We start from the raw sequence: 19849 nt of genomic DNA on the forward strand, positions 1-19849 counted from the left end.
CATGGGACAAAAGAACATCGCCGTCATTGGCGGCGGACCGAGCGGCTTGATGGCCGCCGAGGTGCTGTCCGAGCGCGGCCACGCGGTCACCGTCTATGACAGCATGCCGACGGTCGCGCGCAAATTTCTGCTGGCCGGCAAGTCGGGCCTGAACATCACCCATTCGGAGCCCTATGTGGCCTTTGCGGAGCGCTTCGGTAATGCCTCGCCGCGATTGCGTGCGGCGCTGGACGCCTTCACGCCCGATGACATCAGGCAATGGGCGGCAGACCTCGGAACCAGGACCTTCGTCGGCTCCTCGGGCCGTGTCTTCCCGGAGGTGATGAAGGCGTCGCCGCTCCTGCGCGCCTGGCTCAAGTCGCTGGAAAGCCGAGGCGTTCGCATCCTGACGCGGCACCACTGGACTGGCTTTGAAGGCAAAGCACCCGCGTTCGATACCCCGGACGGCAAGACGCTTGTCAGCGCAGATGCGACTCTGCTCGCGCTCGGTGGCGCCAGCTATCCGCGTCTCGGGTCGGATGCCGCCTGGGTTTCCTGGCTGGAGCAGAGGGACGTGTCTGTCGCCAAATTCCAGCCCGCCAATTGCGGCTTCGACGTCGACTGGAGCGAGACCTTCCGCGATCGCTTCGCCGGCGCCGCGCTGAAGGGCGTCACCGCAACGTCGGAATCCGGCACCGTCCCGGGCGAATTCGTCGTCAGCAGGACCGGCATCGAAGGCAGTCTCGTCTATGCGCACACCAGCGCGCTTCGGGATCGACTGTCCGGCGGGGAACCGGCCGACCTGGTGGTCGACCTCACCCCGGGACGTACCGTCGGGAAATTGGCAAAAGACCTTGGCCGCCTCGACACCAAGACCAGCTTTTCCAACCGCCTGCGCAAGGGGGCCGGGCTCGAAGGGGTGAAAGCGGCGCTGCTGCGTGAGGTTTCGCCTGATGCCGCGCGCTTGCCGCCTCCAGAACTTGCGGCCTTGATCAAGGCGTTGCCAATCCCGCTCATCCGCCCACGCCCGATCGCCGAGGCCATCTCCTCCGCCGGCGGCATCGCCTGGTCCGCGATCGATGACGAATACATGTTAAGAGCGCTGCCCGGCACCTTCGTCGCCGGCGAAATGATCGATTGGGAAGCGCCGACCGGGGGCTATCTGCTGACCGCCTGCTTTGCCACAGGGCGTGCGGCGGCTCGCGGGCTCGATCGTTGGCTTAACCGGCCAGCATAAAAAATCGCCGCGCCTTTGGCAGGCGCGGCGATGGTTCAGGTGGCGTCAAAGCCTTACTGGTCGTTCAGCACCAACCCCTTGGTCAGCTCCAGCGCCTGGCGCTCGAAGAGACCGCGGTAGATGCCACCGTCGAGGCGGATCAGCGCGTCGTGCGTGCCCTCCTCGGCAATCCGGCCGTGGTCGAAGACCAGCAGCCGGTCGAGCGCCCGCACCGTCGAGAGCCGGTGCGCGATGACGAGCGTCGTGCGCCCAAGCATCAGCCGCTCCATCGCCTGCTGGATCAGCACTTCCGATTCCGAATCGAGGCTCGATGTCGCCTCGTCGAGGATCAGGATCGGTGCGTCCGCGAGGAACGCGCGGGCAATTGCGATGCGCTGGCGCTCGCCGCCCGAGAGCTTGACCCCGCGTTCGCCCACCAGCGTGCCGTAGCCTTTCGGCAGAGCCGTGATGAAGTCGTGGGCGCTCGCAAGCCTTGCCGCCTTCTCGATCTCGCTCTGCGTGGCGTCCGGCCGTGCATAGGCGATGTTCTCCGACAGAGAGCGATGGAACAGGATCGGCTCCTGCTGGACGATCGCGATCTGCTGGCGCAACGACGTCTGCGTCACCGATGCGATGTCCTGACCATCGATCCGGATCTCGCCGGCCTTCAGGTCATGCAGACGCTGGATCAGCTTGACGAAGGTCGTCTTGCCCGAACCTGAGTGCCCGACAAGACCGACGCGTTCGCCCTCCCGGATCGTCACCGAGAAGCGGTCGTAGAGCGGCTTGCGGTGCGCACCGTAGTGGAACGTCACATCCTTGAACTCGATGCGGCCGTCGGTGATGCGGATCGGCTTGGCATCCGCCTTGTCGTCGATGCCGAGCGACTGGCCATGGATGTCGACAAGCTCTTCCATGTCGTTGATCGAGCGCTGCAGGTTGCGGATGTGCTGCCCGACTTCACGCAGGTAACCCTGCAGGATGAAGAACGAGGTAAGCACGAAGGTGATGTCGCCGGCCGTCGCCTGGCCTTTCGACCAGAGGAACAGCGCAAAGCCGATCACCGCCGCGCGCAGGATGAGCAGCATGGCGCCCTGCGACGTGCCGTTGGTCGTGCCGCGGATCCAGGTGCGGCGCGTACGGTCACGCCATTTGGCGAGCACCTTGGCAAGGCGTGCGTCCTCGCGGCTTTCGCCGCCAAAACCCTTGACGACGATGTTGCAGCTCACGGCATCGGCGAGCGCCCCGCCGAGCTTGGTGTCCCACCGGTTGGCAAGGCTTGCCATCGGCGCGACGTAACCGAGCGACAGCACGATCGTCATCAGGATGAAGACGATCGACCCGATACCGATGATGACGCCCATCATCGGCCAGTAGAACGACATCAGGATTGTCGATCCGACCAGCATCACGACGGACGGAAACAGGGCGACGAGCAAGGTGTCGTTCAAGAGATCGAGCGCCCACATGCCGCGGGTCACCTTGCGAACCGTCGATCCGGCAAAGCTGTTGGCATGCCAGTCGGTCGAGAAGCGCTGGATGCGGTAGAAGGCAGCCGACGCGATGTCGGTCATCATCTTGAGGGTCAGATCGGTGACCCCCAGGAAGGTGAGGTGCCTGAGAATGATCGCGCCGAGCGACAGCGCCATCAGCATCCAGAAGGCGGCAAGCGCCGCATCCCAGGCAAGCTGATCGGTCGCCACACCGGAAACGACGGCATCGACGAGCCGGCCCGAATAGAGCGGCGTCAGGACGTCAGCGAGCGTCGACAAGAGAACCATGCCGAGAATGACGCTGATGCGCAGCGGCTGCGCTTTCCAGTGAGACCAGGTGAATCCAAGAACGCTGCGGAACGCACCGCCGCGCAGGTCAATACGAGTAAAAGCCATAACAATCGCCCGATGCGCGACGCATCGGCCTCAAACAAGATCAGAATGGAATATGCCGTTAAAAGGAACCCAGCTTCCGATGCGGCATCATTGGAGTGACCGAATCCTCCGGAGAGGAAGGGCCAAGGTCAGCGAAACGAAATCCGACCTGGAAACGACGAAAAGGCGAAAATGCCCTTCCCGGCCCAGTTCAAGACTGCACGCCGCCCCGTAGGGAGAAAGAAAAAGCTGGCATCTTTTGAAACCTCCCTGATTGGTTGCCGGAAGACGACCTATAGGCGAATCGCGCGCAACCGCCAAGTGCAGAAATCTTGCCATGGCGCCAATCGTCGCGGCTGCGACCTGTTTGCAACAGTCTCCGACATGCCTCCCGGGGTTTACGGCGGTGGGCTCTTCGTAGCAGAGTACGCCGCGATCGCCGACCGTGCATGCACGAAACGGCGGCATCTTGGGGAGGGTCCGCGGCAACCGGCACCGGCAATGACCGGACGGCGATGCGCGGTGGGAGTGAATTGACAAGGTTCCGGTTCGATATCGTCGCGGCACTGCTGCCGCTGATCACCCTTGGCTTCATGGCGTTTGCAGGGCCCGCGCGTGCTGTCGAGAAGCAGGAACTCGTGGTGGTCACCTCCTACCCGCCCTCCTTCTTCGAGCCCTTTCGCGCCGCTTTCGAACGCGCCAATGCCGACATGCGCGTGACGATCGTGCAGCGCAACACCGCGAGCGCCAGCCGCTTCGTCATTGAGAAGGCGGACGTGCCGGCCGACATCTTCTGGGCCTCGGCGGCCGATGCCTTTGAGCTCTTGAAACGCAACGGAAGCCTGCGCCCGATCGCGCCACGCAACACCGGCGCACCGGATCATGTCTTCGGTTATCCCGTGAACGACCCACAGGGCTACTATCTGGGCTTCGCACTGTCGGGCTACGGCTTCGTCTACAATCCCGCCCATCTCGCCCGGAGCAAACTGCCCGTGCCGGAGGACTGGCAGGATCTGCTGAACCCCGTCTATTCCGGCCAGATCGGCATCACCACGCCCTCCCGCTCGGGCACGACGCACCTGATCGTCGAAGCCTTGCTGCAAACCTACGGCTGGGAGAAAGGCTGGGCGATGCTGTCGCAGCTCGGCGGCAATCTCTCAACGGTTACCGCCCGCAGCTTCGGGGTTGCTTCGGGCGTGGCGCAGCGGCGCTTCAGCATCGGCATCACCATCGATTTCCTCGCCACCTCGCCGGATTTCGCCGGCGCCGGCAATGTCTTCGTCCTGCCGCCCGACACCGTGTTCGTGCCGGCAAGCATCGGCATTCTGTCCCGGGCGCGCAACGTGCCGGGAGCCGAACGCTTCGTCGATTTCGTGCTTTCGGAGGCTGGCCAGAAACTGCTGCTGTCGCCGGCAATCGCCCGTATTCCCGTCAATCCGGCGCTCAACAGCGGCCTGCTGCCGCAGGAAGACGGCGAGCGCCTGCTGAAATCCGGCGGCTTCGACGCCGCCCTGTCGGCGCGCAGATATGGCCTCGTCAATCTGATTTTCGACGACTATATCGTGCGCCGCCGGGCAACCCTTGCCCGCCTGTGGAAGAGGGCCGCGGATCTGGAGGCGATGAACATCGAAGACGCGCAACGGCTGAGCATGCTGGCTCGGGCGCGGCGGCTGTTGGGTCAGCCTCCGCTTTCGGCAAGCGAAGTCGCCAACGTTGCTGAGGCCCTGCAAGGCGAATGGCCCCGCGGCGTCGCCCGCTCCCCTGCCCACGCAGAACTCGCGAGCCGCCTGCGCGCACTGATCGAACAGAACCTCAACGAGGCGGAGCAGCTGCTGTCCTCGGCGGCGCGATCTGGCGGTCCCGTCAATCTCCATCCGTGGCGGCAGTGACGATGGCGGTTCTCGAAACGACCGCACGGCAGCCGCGCTGGCGCTTCGGCATCGGCGCCCGCCTCGTGCTGGCCTTTGTCGCGATCGTCGGGCTCGCTGTCGGCGCCTGCCTGGTCGGTTGGCTTTCCTACGAGCGGCTGTCGGGCGAACTGTCGCGCATGGCGGATGAGCAGATGCCGCAGCTCGCCTTCGCGTCGCGACTCTCCAAGGCCGGGGCCGACATCGGCTCCGTGACGTCGGTACTTGCCGGCGCCGAAAGCCGCGCCGAGTACAACGAGATCCGCGCCGTCTACGCGACGCGCCTCCAGACCCTTCGCGCCCTGCTCGAAGAAAACACGGCGCAGTCGAGCACGGCGGCGCTGCTGCCGCTCGCCGAGGCCATCGGCACCAATCTGAAAAAGATCGACCTTGCCGCGGGCAAGCGCTTCACGCTGCGCGAGGCGATGCGGTCGGACATCGACGAGTTGCGCTGGGTCCAGGCCGATCTTCTGGAAGAAGCCGATCCGTTGGTCGACGACATCCGCTTCAACATCGAAGCGGAGACCCGCAAGGGTCAGGGTGCGGCCGCACTCGCCGAACAGCACAAGAGCGAAGCGCTGCTGACCGTCGTCTCCCAGGCGAACCTTGCGACAGGCCTGATCGGTCGGCTGGTCAACGCCACGACCGAAGAGGAAATGCAGGAGACCAACGCCTTTCTCGGCGACAGCGCCGACGAACTGGCAAACCGCATCCGCTCGCTCGACAGCTGGCCCGACAGCATCACCGTTCGGCAGCTTGCCGGGCGCATTCTCGACCAGTCCAACGCCTCGACGGGCATACCCAATCGCAAGCGCTCGGAAATGCTGCAGGCCAGCACACTTGCCGAACTTGCCGGCGAAAACGGCCGGCTCGTCGAGGAGCTTGGCCGCAAGATCGAAACGGAAGTGATCGCGATCGAGGCAAGCGCCGGGGACGCCGCCCGGCGCGCGGCTGCGGCAATCGAGACCGGGCGAAGCCTGCTGGTCGCGATCGCCATTCTCTCGGTGCTCGTCGCAAGCGCGATTGGCTATTTCTACGTCCACCGCAACCTCATTGCCCGTATCCGCCTGCTGGCGACGGCCGCCGGCGCGATCAGCGGGGGCCGGCACTCCACGGCGATCCCGCCGCCCGAGGCCGACGAACTCGGCGACCTCTCACGTGCGCTCACCCTCTTTCGCCAGACCCGCGACGAGCTGATCCAGTCGGCAAAGCTTGCGGCCCTCGGCCAGATGGCGGCCGGCATCGGCCACGAACTCAATCAGCCTCTAGCCGCCCTTCGGGCCCATATTCACAGCGCCGCCACTCTAATCGGCCGCGGCAAGGGCGAGCAGGCCGTCAACAACCTCGACAAGATGAAGGGGCTGACGGGACGCATGGCAGACCAGATCAGCCATATCCGCCGCTTTGCCCGGCGGCCGGACGCGCAGCTGCGGCCGGTCGATCTCACCGCGGCGGTGCGGGACGCCCTCAGCCTGCTCGAACACCGTTTCGAGGAGGAGAACGTCGCCCTCGATCTTTCGTTGCCGCAGGACAGTTCGGCAATGGTCATGGCCGAACCGGTCCGGCTCGAGCAAGTCGCCGTCAATCTCGTCGGCAACGCGCTCGACGCCGTCGCTGGCCAGCCACTTCGGCGCGTGAGCGTCAGCGTTGAAGTCACCGGCGGCGTCGCCCGGCTGATCGTCGGCGATACCGGGCACGGCATCGCCGCGGAAAACCTGCCAGCCGTGTTCGATCCCTTCTTCACCACCAAGCCGGTAGGCTCGGGGCTCGGTCTCGGCCTGTCAATCTCCTACAACATCGTCAAGGATTTTGGCGGCGACATCACGATCCTCGACACCGGCCCGGCCGGCACACGATTCCTCGTATCCCTGAAAGGCCCGGAATGAGACCGGAAGCGGACATCATCCTGATAGACGACGACGCCAGCGTGCTTGAGGCCTGCTGCCAGGTGTTGGAACTGGAGGATTTCACAGTCTCCCCGCACGGTTCCGTCGTCTCGGCGCTCGCCGGCCTTCGCGCTGACAGCGAGACCGTGATCGTCTCGGATGTGCGCATGCCCGATCATGACGGCTTCGACCTGGTCGCCGCCGTGCGCAAGATCGATCCCGATATCCCGATCGTGCTGATGTCCGGACATGGCGATATCCCGATGGCGCTGCGTGCAATGCGCGAAGGCGCCTGGGATTTCCTGGAGAAGCCAGCCGATCCGGTGCACCTGATCGAAACCGTGCGCCGGGCACGCGATCACCGTCGCCTGCTGCTGGAAAATCGGCGGCTGCGCCTCTCCGTCGACAAGGACGGCTGGGAGACGCGCCTGATCGGCCATTCGGCGCCGATGGTGGCGCTGCGCGAAAAGCTGCAGCGCATCGCTGCCGCCAGCGCCGACGTGCTGGTCATCGGCGATACCGGCACCGGCAAGGAAGTGACGGCAAGGGCGCTGCACGATTTCAGCGGCCGCAAGGGCCGTTTCGTCGCCGTCAACTGCGGCGCCATTCCCGAGACGATGCTCGAATCCGAGCTTTTCGGCCATGAGGCCGGCGCCTTTACCGGCGCGCGCGAAAAGCGCATTGGCAAGATCGAATATGCCGATGGCGGCACGCTGTTTCTCGACGAGATCGAGTCCATGCCGATCGCAGCCCAGGTGCGGCTGCTACGCGTCCTGCAGGAGCGCGTCATCGAACGGCTCGGATCGAACGTCGAACTGCCAGTCAACATCTGTGTGGTGGCGGCAACGAAAGCCGACCTGCACGATGCCGCGCGGCGGGGAGAATTCCGCGAAGACCTCGCCTACCGCCTCGACATCGCCCGGGTCGAACTGCCGCCGCTCGCGCGCCGCAAGGGCGATGTCGGCCTCCTGTTCCAGCACTTCCTCAGCCTTGCCGCAAAGCGCCAGGGGCGCACTGCGCCGCCGGTCGGCGTCGATCTGCTGGCCGATCTCAACGCCCGGCCCTGGCCCGGCAACGTGCGTGAACTGCGCAATGTCGCGGAACGCTTCGTGCTCGGGCTCGAAGAGCGCCCGGACAGCGAAGCCACGACCGCAGGCGGCGAGACGCTGGAAGCGCAGATGGACCGGCTGGAGCGGACCATCATCATCAACAGTCTCGCCAGACATGAGGGCCGCGTGGGTGCGACCGCCGATGCGCTCGGCATTTCCCGCAAGACGCTCTATCTGAAGATGCGCAAGTTCGACATCGACGCCCGGGCCGATGGCGACGAGGGGTAATGTTACCCTTTTGACCCCGCCTCGCCCGCCCCGATGTTACCTTTCTTACCCATCCCGACGTGAAACTGGCTGGTTTTGCCGGGTTTTTCGATCTGGCACGGGCCTTGCTCTCAATAGGACAGCCGCCAAGCACTGGCGGTCTATTGGGAGGAGATACCTATGTTGAAAACCATCGCAGCAGCGATGCTGATGTCGGCTGCCTTTATCGTGACGGCCCACGCCCAGGACGGTGGCAAGGTGACGATCGTCACTTCGTTCTCCAAGGACGTGACCGATCCGTTCAAGGCGGGCTTCGAGGCCGCCAATCCCGGCTTTACCCTTGACGTCCAGAACAAGAGCACCAGCTCGGGCGTGAAATACATCGACGAGACCAAGGTCAACAACCAGGTCGACCTGTTCTGGGCGTCGGCGCCTGACGCCTTCGACAGCCTGAAGAGCAAGGAACTCCTGGCCAAGTTCACCCCGTCGGTGACGGGCCTGCCCGAAAAAGTCGGCTCCTATCCGGTCAACGATCCGGACGGCTTCTATTTCGGCTTTGCCGCGTCGGGCTACGGCATCATGTCGAACGACCGCTACCTGGAAGCCAACAACCTGCCGAAGCCGGCCGAATGGGGCGACCTCGCCAAGCCGGAATACTTTGACCACGTCGCCATCGCCGCCCCGTCGCGCTCCGGCACCACCCACCTGACGATCGAGACGATCCTGCAGGGCGAAGGCTGGGACAAGGGCTGGGGCACGCTCAAGGGCATCGGCGGCAACCTGCAGCAGGTGACCGAGCGCTCCTTTGGCGTTCCGGACGCGGTCAACTCCGGCCAGACCGGCATCGGCATCGTCATCGACTTCTTCGCCTTCTCGGCTCAGGCAAGCGGCTTCCCGGTGAGCTTCGCCTATCCGTCGGTCACGACAGTCGTGCCGGCCAATATCGGCATCGTCGCCAATGCCCCGAACCAGGCCGGCGCCGAGGCCTTCGTCAACTACATCCTGTCGGAGAAGGGCCAGGAAGTCCTGCTCGAGCCGGCGATCCGTCGCCTGCCGATCAACCCGGCGCTCTACGCCAAGGCGCCCGAAGGCTTCCCGAACCCCTTCAAGGATCCGCGCTTCCAGTCGATGATCACCTTTGACAGCGACGTCTCGAAGAAGCGCACGGATGTCGTCGACACGCTGTTCGACCAGCTCATCTCCTTCCAGCTCGAAAACCTGAAGGGCGCCACCCAGGCGATCCATGCGGCCGAAAAGGCGCTCGCTGCCAACGAACAGCCGGCGGCCCGCGCGCTTCTTGACGAAGCCAAGGCCCTGGCTGCCGCCATGCCGATCACGGCGGAGGAGGCAGCCAGCAAAGAAACGCGCGACGCCTTTACCGGCGGCGAAGAGAAGACCGCACGCCAGGCGGAACTGGAGCAGAAGTGGGCCGCGTTCGCGACGGAGAAATATGCCGCCGCCAAGGCCAAGGCTGAAGAAGCCCTGAACCTCGTCGACTAACGTGCGACAGCGACCGCCTGCCCGACTGGCGGGCGGTCATGCTCCCAAAACATCATAGCTTCGCCGACCTTGGCGCGCCTTGCGCGCGCCCGGTTGGCCGAACTCACTCCGGAGTCTGCCCCATGGCGCTCGTCGCTTCCGCTCCCATCAGGCCCGCCGCGGCCAAACCAGGCCAGATCCTGGCAGTCTCGGTGATCGCCCTGTTCCTGGCGATCTTCCTGGTCATCCCCGCCGGCACGGTCATCTACACCGCCTTCACCGAGAAGGGCACCGGTGCGCTGACCATCGTCAACTTCATCGACTTCTTCAACACCGACCTCTTCCGCCGGTCCTTCTTCAATTCGGTCTATGTGTCCGGCATGTCGGTCGTCTGGGCGAGTGCCATTGCGCTGCCGCTCGCGGTGCTCACGACCCGCTTCGACTTCCGCGGCTCGCTCATCATCCAGACGCTCGGCTTCGTGCCCCTGATCATGCCGCCCTTCGTCGGCGCGGTGGCGATGCAGCTTCTCTTCGGCCGCAACGGCACGGTGAACCTGCTTCTCAACGACTGGTTCGGCATCCGCATCCCCTTCATGGAGGGGCTGAACGGCGTCATCTTCGTGCAGTCGCTGCACTATTTCCCCTTCATCCTGATCAACCTGTCGACCAGCCTGCGCAATATCGACCGGTCGATGGAGGAAGCTGCCCAGAACCTCGGCTCCTCCGGCTTCCGGCTCTTCCGTCGCATCGTCTTTCCGCTTGCCATGCCCGGCTATCTCGCCGGCGCGTCGCTCGTCTTCGTCAAGGTCTTCGACGATCTGGCGACACCGCTGCTCCTCAACGTCAAGGACATGCTGGCGCCGCAGGCCTATCTCCGCGTCACCTCGGTCGGCCTCACCGACCCGATGGGCTACGTCATCTCGGTCATCCTCATCGCGGTCTCGATCTTCGCCATGTGGCTTTCGGCGGTCGCCATGCGCGGCAAGGACTATTCGACCGTGCAGCGAGGCGGCGGCGGCCTTTCCAGGCGCAAGCTCAGCCGCGGCGAAAGCGTCATCGCCTATGGCGTCGTTGCTCTGATCCTTCTCCTGGTGCTCTCGCCACACATCGGCCTGCTGCTGCTGTCCTTCGCAACCGTCTGGTCGTTCAGCCCGCTGCCGGACGCCTATACCGTTGCGCATTACGGCCGCGTCTTCGGCGAAAGCTCGCTCTACATCAAGAACACGCTGATCTACGCCAGCCTTGCCGGCCTGATCGACGTGGTGATCGGCGGCGCCATCGCCTATCTGGTGCTGCGCACCAAGGTCGTCGGCCGTCGCTGGCTCGACTGGGCGGCCACTGCAGCGCTCGCGATCCCCGGCGTCGTGCTCGGCATCGGCTATCTCCGGACCTTCTACGGCATCACGCTGCCCGACGGCACACCGCTTGCAACGCTCTGGGTCATGGTGGTTTTGGCGCTTGCCATCCGCCGCCTGCCTTATGCGCTGAGGGCCTGCTACGCCGCCCTGCAACAGGTGTCGGAATCGCTCGAAGAAGCCGCCGAAAACCTCGGCGCGACCAAGCAGCGGACCATCCGCCGCATCGTCTTGCCGCTGATGACCGGCGGCCTGCTTGCCGGTTTCGTCACCAGCTTCTCGACGGCCGCCGTCGAGCTCTCGGCGACGCTGATGCTGATCCAGAGCAATTCGGACGCGCCGATCGCCTACGGGCTCTACGTCTTCATGCAATCGCCGGCCGGTCGCGGTCCGGGTGCGGCCCTCGGCGTCATCGCCGTGATCATGGTCGCGCTCTGCACGCTCCTGTCCCACTACGTCATCGAGCGCCGCCAGAAGGCGCTCGGGACGGCAAAATAATTCGGGAGGAAACAATGACAGTGAACATCAACAGCGCCGCACTCGCCGCCGGCCCCGCCAAGGCGATCAGCATCAGTGACGTCAATCTCTACTACGGCGCGCTGCACGTCCTGAAGAACATCAATCTCGAAATACAGCCGGGGGAATTCTTCGCCTTTCTCGGCCCGTCCGGCTGCGGCAAGACCACGCTTTTGCGGCTGATCGCCGGCTTCAACAACGCCCGTCAGGGCAAGGTCGTGATCGGCGGACAGGACGTGCTCGACATGCCCGCATGGAAGCGCGACATCGGCATGGTCTTCCAGTCCTACGCGCTCTGGCCGCACATGACGGTCGCCGCCAATGTCGCCTTCGGCCTCGAAGAACGGCGCCTGGCACGCGCCGAGGTCGACCGTCGGGTCAAGGCGGCGCTGGACCTCGTCGGCCTCAAGCACCTCGCTGATCGCCGGCCGTCGCAACTTTCCGGCGGCCAGCAGCAGCGCGTGGCGCTCGCCCGCACCATCGCGATCGAACCGAAGGTGTTGTTGCTCGACGAGCCGCTGTCCAACCTCGACGCCAAGATGCGTGTCGAAGTCAGGCGCGAACTGCGCGAGTTGCAGCAGCGGCTGCAGCTGACGACGATCTTCGTCACCCACGACCAGGAAGAGGCCAACACCGTCTGCGACCGGATCGCCGTCTTCAACGAGGGCAGCATCCAGCAGGTGGGAACGCCGATGGGGCTCTACGAGAAGCCGGCCAACCTCTTCGTCGCCAACTTCCTCGGCACGGCCAACATTCTCGACGGCAAGGTGGCCGGCAGCGGCGCTGCCAGAAGCTTCGAGGTCGTGGGCGGCGGCTCCATCCCGATCCCTGCGGGGACCGAGGTCCCCGCAGGCGCCAAGCTCGTCTTCCGGCCGCAATATGCGACGATTGGCAGCCTCGAGCCCGGCGCCGTCGCGCTCGAGGGCATCATCGCGCATCGCGAGTTCCTGGGCGCGACCGTGCGCTATGGTGTCAGGATTGGGGCGGCGACGGTGCTGATCGACGCGCCGTTCCATTCCGGCGACGCGCTTCTCGAACCCGGCGCGACGACGACGCTCGGCCTCAAGCCGTCGTCGGCGCAATGGCTCGCCCACTAGAGCATACGACGCGCGTCCGCCGGTCTCGCCGGCGGGCGCCAGCTTCCCCATTTCAAGCAGCGCCAGATCGCTGACACCCGAGTTCCGCATGAAAAGAGATCTTCCAAGCCTCATCCTCATCCGCCACGGCGAAACCCAATGGAACGTCGCCGGCCGCCTGCAGGGCCGCAAGGACACGCCGCTGACCGCCAACGGCGTGCGCCAGGCACTCGCCGTCGGCCTGCGCCTTGCCGAACGGATCGCCGACGAGGAAAAGAACCTGACCTTCTGGGTGAGCCCGCTCGGCCGCGCCCGCCAGACCGCATCGATCCTCGCCGACACCTGGTCGATCCCCTTCGATCGTTTTGCCGAGGCGGCTGCCCTTGCCGAACGCTCCTATGGCGCCTGGGAGGGGCTGGCCCATGACGAGATCGAGCGCGATCTTGCCGATCAGTACGATGCGCACAGCGCCGACCCGTTCGACTATTCGATGCCGGGCGGCGAAAGCCGGACTGCGCTTTCAGCGCGCCTTCAGGCCTGGCTCGACACGCTCGACCGCGGCCGCCGCCATGTCGTCGTCACCCATAGCGGTTGCCTCAGGGCCCTGCGCGGCATCTACACCGCCGCCTCGCGCGACGAGATTCTTGCCTATCGCGAGCCGCAGACCGCCTCGTTCCTTCTGACCGCGGGTCGCGAGACCATGCTCGACGTGCCCCTCAACATCCTGCGCGCCCTTGGCTGCGATGGCGCAGGAAGGACCGTCTGGATCTGATCGACAAGGCCGCCGCAACCAACCACAAGAAACGCCGCGCATGGAAACCATGCGCGGCGTTCGATGTTCAGAGCGATGTGTTGCCGCCTCAGAAACTCACCTTCAGCTTGGCGTTGACGCCGTGGTCGGAAACGCCTGAGGCGATCTGGCCGGTGTAGTTGACGCCGAAGGTCGCGGCCGGAGCGATCTTGAAGTCGATGCCCGCTTCGACGAGTGCCGCATCCCGGGCAATCGGCGCACCGCCGACGGTAAAGCCCTGGCCGCCCGCAAAGGCAAGCGTGGAGGTCGGCACGACATCGCCGAAGGCATGGCGCCAGCCGACGGTGCCGCTCAGAACCGCCGCCGTTTCGCCGAAGGAAACGTCGGTCAAGGTGCGCACGCCAATCGTCGTGAAGGTCGTGTCGGTGTTGTTCGAGCGGCCGGAGAGTACCGAGGCGCCACCCTTTTCACGGAAACCGTCCGTGTCGAGTTTGAGATAGGCGAGATTGGCGAAGCCTTCGAAATCGAAGCGACCGGCACTCGCGGCATAGCTCGCCTCGCCGAAGATCTGGGCGGTGCGGGCGTCATAGGCCGCCGACAGGCTGTCGTCGAAACCGCCGAAGGACACGCTGCGCGTCGTTTCGATGCGATGCCAGCTGTAGGTCGCACCCGCCGTCAGCGACAGCGCGCCAAGCCCGGTCCCGGCATAGGCACCGATGTGGTAGTTGTCGCTGTCCCCGGAGGAATGACGGTCGACCACATCGAAGGACGAGCGGCTGTAGCCGCCGAAGAGACCGGCGCGCCAGTTGTCGCCGACGAGGCCATCGGCGCCCATGAGAAAGCCGCCGACGTTACGCTGGAAGCCCGCCGCATTGCCGTTGCCATCCGTATCGCCCCAGATGCCGAAGGCCTGGCTCCAGAAGGCGAAGCGGTCCGTATCGGCCGCAACGCTTTCAATGCCGCCTTCGCCATAGGCGAGCACTGGCGTCGCCTTGGTGCTGTCATCGCCGAAAGCCGCGCAGATGCGGTTGGTGGCTGCAGCGTTCAGGAGCAGGCCGTCCTGCAGCAGCATACCCTTGGTCGAGGCATGGATTTCACCCGAGAGCTGGTCGAAGGCAAAACGCGCCTGCGCGCGGTCGAGGTTGGTGAGCGCCGAATAGGCTGCATTGGAGAAGCCGAGGCTTTCAGCGGCGATCGCCGTTGCCCGCTGGTTGGCGGTTTCCGTGACATCCGCGAAGCGGATGTCGTTGCGGCTGAGTGTCAGCGTCACGTTGTTGGCGTCGTAGCCGAGCGTCGGATCGAGGAAGACGAGGCTCGATGCGACGTCGGCAAAGGTACCGGTCACGCCGCCGGCCGCCGTCAGGATCGTGTAGTTGGTCTGCGGCGCATAGCTGCCATTGGCTGCGAGCGCCAGGACAGAGCCGCCGTTGAGCGTCGCCTTGCCTGACGCGACGATCTTGTCGCTCTCGCCCTTGTCGTTGGCCTCGACCTCATAGGTCGAGCCCGCTGCAAAATTGATATCTCCGGCAACGTTGAGCGTGCCGATCGAATTGCCGGGGGCAATCACGCCGCCGTCGGCAATCGTGATGCTGCCGAACGTCCCGATGCCGCCGATGGCGCCGTCCTTTTCGATGGTGAGCCCTGAAGACGAGGCGATCGACCCTTGCACCGAAAGCAGGCCGGACTTGACCACGGTCGCGCCGGTATAGGTGTTCTGGCCGTTAAGCACGAGCGCGCCGGGGCCGAGCTTGGTGAGACCGCCGCTGCCGCTGATCGCCTTGTTGACGGCAACCACGTTGGCGGCGTCCGCCACGTCGAGCGCGCCACCGGCACCTTCGAGAACGATATCGCGGTTGATCTGATGCATGTCGCGACCGGCGATCCTGAGGGCCCCGCCATCGAGCCTCAGCTTCGCTGCTGCGCTGCCAAGCGCAGCGTCCTCTTTGACCACAACGGTACCTCCGTCGGTCACCAGCGTTTCGCCGATGAACGAATGATCGTCGATGCAATAGTCGCGGATCGCCTGCTGGAAGCGCGGATCGCTGCTCTTGCAATCAAGCAGCGTCTTCTTCTCCTGGTCGGTCAGACCGGCCAGAATTGGCAGGCCGTTCTCGTCGGCGATCTGGCCGAGATAGACGTCGTTGCGCATGTTGTTGCGGCTAAGGTTGAAGACCTTGCCCTTCTCGGCGAAGGTCGATGCCTCATCGCCCCAGACGATCCGGGTCCTGGCCGTCGCTGTCGCCGGATCCGTGTAGTTCTGCAGAACCGGGCCGACCCAGCGCACCGTGTGGGCGACCGGCTCGTGGTCCGAAAGCGGCGTCTTCGATCCATCCGGATTGGTCACGTAGCTGACGTCGGTGATGACGCCCGAATAGGGATCCTTCGGATCGTCGGCGAGCGTCCACCACTTGCCGAAGGGACGCGACGCCAGGAAGTGATCGATCTTGACCCGGTGCCAGCTTGCCCAGGTGTTGGTGGCGTCTTCGCCGTGCGACGGCCAGGTGACACTGCCGTCGTTCAAGCCGTGCGGCGAGAACTGCTCGCGCTCGTTCGGAAGCTGCAAGATCTGGAACTGCTTCTTTAGGATGTTCATCGTCTGCGGCAGGTTGCCGGCAACCGGGTACATCTCGTCGGCAAAGAGGCCAGAGGGAACCGTCGAGCCGTTGATCGCCGAAGCACTCTTGCCCTTCCACTCGGCGATATAGGCATCTAGCTTCTGCTGATCCTTGGCATAGTCGCGCAAGAGGCTCAGATAGAAGCTGTTGCTCGGGCTCTTGACGTAGGTCTTCAGCAGCAATTCCTGCTGGCTGATCGAATGCAGGCCGCGTTCCGAGACATCGCCGGCATTGAAATCACCGGTGAGGATGATCGGCCGCGTCTCGGACTTCGCCCATTGATTGATGCCCTTGGCCTCGCTGATGCGGGTCGTCGGCGGGTCGTAATAGTTGAGGTGAGTGGTGCCGACGACCACCTGCGGCTTGCTGACGGTCGGATCGACCACCGTGTAGGTCACGATGTCGCCGAGTGTGCTGGCGCCGAAGGTGCCGGGGAGACGCGAGAACACGCCGGTATCGCTGTCCTGGCGCGTCGCGTAGGTGCCAAGGCCCGCATTCTTCAGGACGCCGGGAATGTCGCGTGCGTAGGTGCTGTTGGCGCGGAACTCCTGGAAGGTCAGGATGTCGTAGTTCCCCTTGACGAAGAAGTCCGACATCACGCTCGGGTTGGCCTTGAAGCGGTCCAGCCAGGTGTTGAGCGTCAGGATCTTCATGCTGTCGTCGGCGGCGCGCGCCTCGGCCGCCGAGAGCGTCAGGCTCGTTCCGCACAGAAGGATCGCCGTCGCCAGGCGCAACGGTTGCGCAAGGCGCGCAAAAGCCCGCACCCCGCGGAGGTGGTGTCCACGTTGTCTCATATCTTGCTCCAATGTCGCGATGCGAACACGCTCCGTCACAAGACCTTCATGGCGATGGTATTGATGTGCGGAAGAGTTCACTGAAATGTACGATTACGGACATTAAGCGAGTCAAATGTCAGTTTTACAACATTTCATGGGGCGCCATAAAATTTCGCGCGGCCCATAGGTGCTGCGCTGATTTCCTTGGAGATCGGCGTCGGCCCTATGGTAGCAAAGCGTGCTGAGGGGCAATCAGGATGAGGGTGATGGACGATCGGGATATTTCGGATGGGGACAAGAAGACGCGCCGGCAGGCGCAGCTTCTCAGCCACCTCGAGAAGAACCACTATATCTCGATCGAGGAGATCACCGGCCTGTTCGGCGTCACCACCCAGACGGCACGGCGCGATATCATGGCGCTCGAACAGGAGGGCAAGGTGCGGCGCCTGCACGGCGGCGCGACCATTGCGACCCCGGTTGATCCCAACATCTACCGCCAGCGGCGCATCGACAACGCGGAGGTGAAGGAACGCATCGGGCAACTGACCGCCGAGCTTGTTGCCGACGGCGCTGCCGTCTTCCTCGACACCGGCACGACCTGCGAAGCGGTGGCGCGCGGACTGCTCAAGCGCCGCGATCTTCGTGTCGTCACCTACAGTCTGCGCGTCGCAACCACGCTCAGCGAAAGCAGCAGCTTTGCCGTCGCGGTGCCCGGCGGCTTCGTGCGGCAAGTGGATGCCGGCGTGTTTCGCGAGGAGACCGCCGACTATATCCGCAAGTTCAAATTCGACGTCGCCGTCATCTCGGTCAGCGGCATCGATCAGGACGGCGATATCGGCGACGACGACCATGCCGAAGTCGCCGCCGTCTCGGCCGCGATGCGCCAGGCCGAGCGGGTGATCCTCGCCGTCGACAGCAGCAAGTTTGGCCGGCGTGCGCTGGTGCGCCTGGCTTCGCTTGCCGATATCGATGCGCTGGTAACCAATGAATTGCCGGAGGAGCGTCTCGTCTCCCTACTGCGCGAACACGGCGTCAGCATTCATTGCTAGTGTAAGGGCCGAAGCGATGGAAGCCCGCGACGATCTCTTGCCAGGGGCTTGAAACCTTTGGTGCGGCACCACACATAGGCATCAGGAAATTGCCCGTGGAGCCTGACGGACATGATCAACCGAAGGCTCCGGGCGTAGTTCGCGCGCAAACGCTGACCACGGATGTACTGGCAGTGTGACGCAGCGAGCGGGAAAAGGTCGGCATTGCCGGCCTTTTTTGTTTTGAACGCCGGCAAAGGCTCATATGGCCGGCCCTACCAGCGAACCGCCCAGCGGCCGCCCAACGCCCCAAGCACCGTCAGCATGAGGACCGCGATCGTGTACCAGGTCGCGACGAAAAGCGGTGAATCGTCCGGGCAGTGGGCCGCGTAGAAGGTCGCGGCGATGCCGCCGGCCGCGAGCCCTGCCAGGGCGCCGGCAAAGCCGGGGCGCGCCGGCGCACCATGGCGCAGTGCGAGAAGGAACAGCGCCAAGGGCGCAAGGCCGATCAGTGGAATGAAGGTCATGCAGACGAGATAGTTGGTTCCGACGAGTTTCGTCGTCCAGGTATCGGATGGCACAGCAAGAAGCTCGAGCAACACCCCGCCGGCAACGAGCGCCGGCGCGACGGCAAGGTAGGGCACGAGCTTGCGCGGATCCGCATCGGGCCATGCGGCAACGCGCATGGCCGCAAAAGCGACCGCAGCGAGCGCGATCGTCACCACGAATTTGAACAGGAAACGCACGGTCTCGGCGGCAGCGGCGATATCCGGCCGCGGCCCGAGCAGGATCGAGAACGCGACGCCGGCAAGAACGAGCGCGCCGATGGCGACGCCCGACCATACGGTGTTCATCGGCAGGCCGGGTCGCCGATTGTCCGCTGCGAGAGCCTTGATAAGGTCGTTCGTGTCCATCTCAGTTTCGTCCAAATCGGCGGGCGATTGCAGCAAGGCCGCGGTGAAGCGCGACCCGAACCGCCGTTTCATTCATGTCCAGTTTCTGTGCCGTCTCGGCCACCGTGGAACCCTCGATCGAAATCGCGTTGACCACTGAGCGCTGTCCTGGGGCCAGCCCCTCCAGCGCCCGGCCGATTTCCCAATCCCTGGCCTTCTCCGTCTCCACGCTTGCCAGCGTGTCTTCAAGCCCCTCAATGCCGACCGTCGGGCGGCGAGCCTGACGACGCACGGCATCGACGTATTTGTGCCTGGCAATGGCATGCAGCCATGGGATGACAGGCGCATCCTCCCGCCAGGTGTGGCGCTTGACGTGCGCTGCCAGCAGCGCCTCTTGCACAACGTCCTCGGCATCGACGCCTCCGCCGATGGTCCAGCGCCGGGCCCAGCCACGGATCGCCTGTGCTGCGTCCCGCAGGAAGTCGGCATAGGCCTTTTCGTCGCCGGCCACAGCCGCGCGGAGAAGTCTTGCGAGATGTTCGTCGTCCGCGCCGCTCACCCGCGCCTTTCCTCCCCATTCGCCGATTCCCGGCGTTTGTTACACGGCTATCTCAAATTCGCGGCCGCTGTCTGCTCAGACCGACCTCGCGAGCCCATCACGAAAGCGTGTTGCCAACGTTATGTAACGCCCGGTGTCGCCGCGGCGAAAGAGCCGATGTGCGCCTCAGACAGGACGCACGGGAACAGTTCAACACGGAGATAATATGATGTCCATGAAGTCCACGATCAGCAGCGCAATGCTGGCAAGCGCGGTCGCCGCCGCCCTGTCGTCGCTCGCGGTTGCGAGCCCACTGACTGAAGCGCAGGTCAAGTCCGCCATGGATGCCGGCAAGGAGAAATGCTTCGGCGTCGCGCTCAAGGGCCAGAACGATTGCGCCGCCGGCCCGGGCACGACGTGCCAGGCAACATCCACCGTCGACTATCAGGGCAATGCCTGGAAATTCGTCGACGGCGGCACCTGCACGACGATGAAGCTGCCCGACGGCCGCATGGGTTCGCCCGAGGCGCTTTCGCGCGACATGCCGTCCTGATCGATCGCAATTCAGGAACGGGACGCGGGGCGATCGCGTCCCGTTCCGCCTCGGTTTTCAAGGGGTAGCGGTCCAGGGACGTTCCCACCCGCCATCC

General features: G+C 64.6%; 14 protein-coding genes. 10 read left to right on the forward strand and 4 right to left on the reverse strand.

Annotated features, from left to right (window positions below; genetic code table 11):
* The first annotated feature begins 1 nt into the window (after nt 1).
* The gene (locus ASD01_RS11165; RefSeq protein ID WP_060643973.1) at nt 2–1216 is read left to right on the forward strand and encodes a TIGR03862 family flavoprotein; all 1215 of its coding nucleotides are present in this window, start codon (nt 2–4) and stop codon (nt 1214–1216) included.
* 53 nt (nt 1217–1269) lie between these two features.
* Here the strand turns inward: ASD01_RS11165 and ASD01_RS11170 are convergent, their stop codons facing one another.
* Nucleotides 1270–3084, reverse strand: a complete 1815-nt coding sequence (locus ASD01_RS11170; protein ID WP_060519951.1) for an ABC transporter ATP-binding protein — start codon at nt 3082–3084, stop codon at nt 1270–1272.
* Between the two features lie 512 nt (nt 3085–3596).
* Between ASD01_RS11170 and ASD01_RS11175 the strand changes: the two genes are divergently transcribed.
* The 7 genes from ASD01_RS11175 to ASD01_RS11205 all read left to right on the forward strand — a co-directional run bounded on the left by ASD01_RS11175 (nt 3597) and on the right by ASD01_RS11205 (nt 13370).
* Nucleotides 3597–4952: an ABC transporter substrate-binding protein gene (locus tag ASD01_RS11175; protein WP_162250982.1), complete on the forward strand. Its 1356-nt coding sequence runs from the start codon at nt 3597–3599 to the stop codon at nt 4950–4952.
* Nucleotides 4953–4954: 2 nt separating this feature from the next.
* Entirely contained in the window at nt 4955–6856 is a 1902-nt protein-coding gene (locus tag ASD01_RS11180; RefSeq protein ID WP_060643975.1) for an ATP-binding protein, read from the forward strand.
* Nucleotides 6853–8193 (forward strand): sigma-54-dependent transcriptional regulator, encoded by a 1341-nt coding sequence (locus tag ASD01_RS11185; protein WP_060643976.1) that lies wholly within the window; start codon nt 6853–6855, stop codon nt 8191–8193. Before ASD01_RS11180 ends, ASD01_RS11185 begins: the two co-directional genes overlap by 4 nt.
* 159 nt (nt 8194–8352) lie before the next feature.
* The gene (locus tag ASD01_RS11190; protein WP_060643977.1) at nt 8353–9672 is read left to right on the forward strand and encodes an ABC transporter substrate-binding protein; all 1320 of its coding nucleotides are present in this window, start codon (nt 8353–8355) and stop codon (nt 9670–9672) included.
* 122 nt (nt 9673–9794) lie between these two features.
* The gene (locus ASD01_RS11195; protein WP_082584614.1) at nt 9795–11504 is read left to right on the forward strand and encodes an ABC transporter permease; all 1710 of its coding nucleotides are present in this window, start codon (nt 9795–9797) and stop codon (nt 11502–11504) included.
* Between the two features lie 14 nt (nt 11505–11518).
* Nucleotides 11519–12619 carry an ABC transporter ATP-binding protein gene (locus ASD01_RS11200; RefSeq protein ID WP_060643978.1) on the forward strand — a complete coding sequence of 367 codons (1101 nt, stop codon included), beginning with the start codon at nt 11519–11521 and terminating at the stop codon, nt 12617–12619.
* Between the two features lie 88 nt (nt 12620–12707).
* Entirely contained in the window at nt 12708–13370 is a 663-nt protein-coding gene (locus ASD01_RS11205) for a histidine phosphatase family protein (protein WP_060529145.1), read from the forward strand.
* Between the two features lie 88 nt (nt 13371–13458).
* Here ASD01_RS11205 and ASD01_RS11210 read toward each other — a convergent pair whose 3' ends face one another.
* The gene (locus ASD01_RS11210; RefSeq protein WP_082584615.1) at nt 13459–16758 is read right to left on the reverse strand and encodes an autotransporter domain-containing protein; all 3300 of its coding nucleotides are present in this window, start codon (nt 16756–16758) and stop codon (nt 13459–13461) included.
* A 248-nt stretch (nt 16759–17006) separates the two neighbouring features.
* Here ASD01_RS11210 and ASD01_RS11215 point away from each other — a divergent pair, with 248 nt between their 5' ends.
* Entirely contained in the window at nt 17007–17789 is a 783-nt protein-coding gene (locus ASD01_RS11215) for a DeoR/GlpR family DNA-binding transcription regulator (RefSeq protein WP_371813659.1), read from the forward strand.
* A gap of 254 nt (nt 17790–18043) precedes the next feature.
* Here the strand turns inward: ASD01_RS11215 and ASD01_RS11220 are convergent, their stop codons facing one another.
* Both ASD01_RS11220 and ASD01_RS11225 read right to left on the reverse strand, forming a co-directional pair.
* Nucleotides 18044–18682, reverse strand: a complete 639-nt coding sequence (locus ASD01_RS11220) for an NrsF family protein (protein WP_060643979.1) — start codon at nt 18680–18682, stop codon at nt 18044–18046.
* A 1-nt stretch (nt 18683) separates the two neighbouring features.
* Entirely contained in the window at nt 18684–19220 is a 537-nt protein-coding gene (locus tag ASD01_RS11225) for a sigma-70 family RNA polymerase sigma factor (protein WP_060643980.1), read from the reverse strand.
* Between the two features lie 208 nt (nt 19221–19428).
* Here ASD01_RS11225 and ASD01_RS11230 point away from each other — a divergent pair, with 208 nt between their 5' ends.
* Nucleotides 19429–19752 carry a BufA1 family periplasmic bufferin-type metallophore gene (locus ASD01_RS11230; RefSeq protein WP_034790329.1) on the forward strand — a complete coding sequence of 108 codons (324 nt, stop codon included), beginning with the start codon at nt 19429–19431 and terminating at the stop codon, nt 19750–19752.
* The last annotated feature ends 97 nt before the right edge of the window (nt 19753–19849 follow it).

The sequence above is a fragment of the Ensifer sp. Root423 genome (genome assembly GCF_001426275.1).
GTDB classification, from domain to species: domain Bacteria; phylum Pseudomonadota; class Alphaproteobacteria; order Rhizobiales; family Rhizobiaceae; genus Ensifer; species Ensifer adhaerens.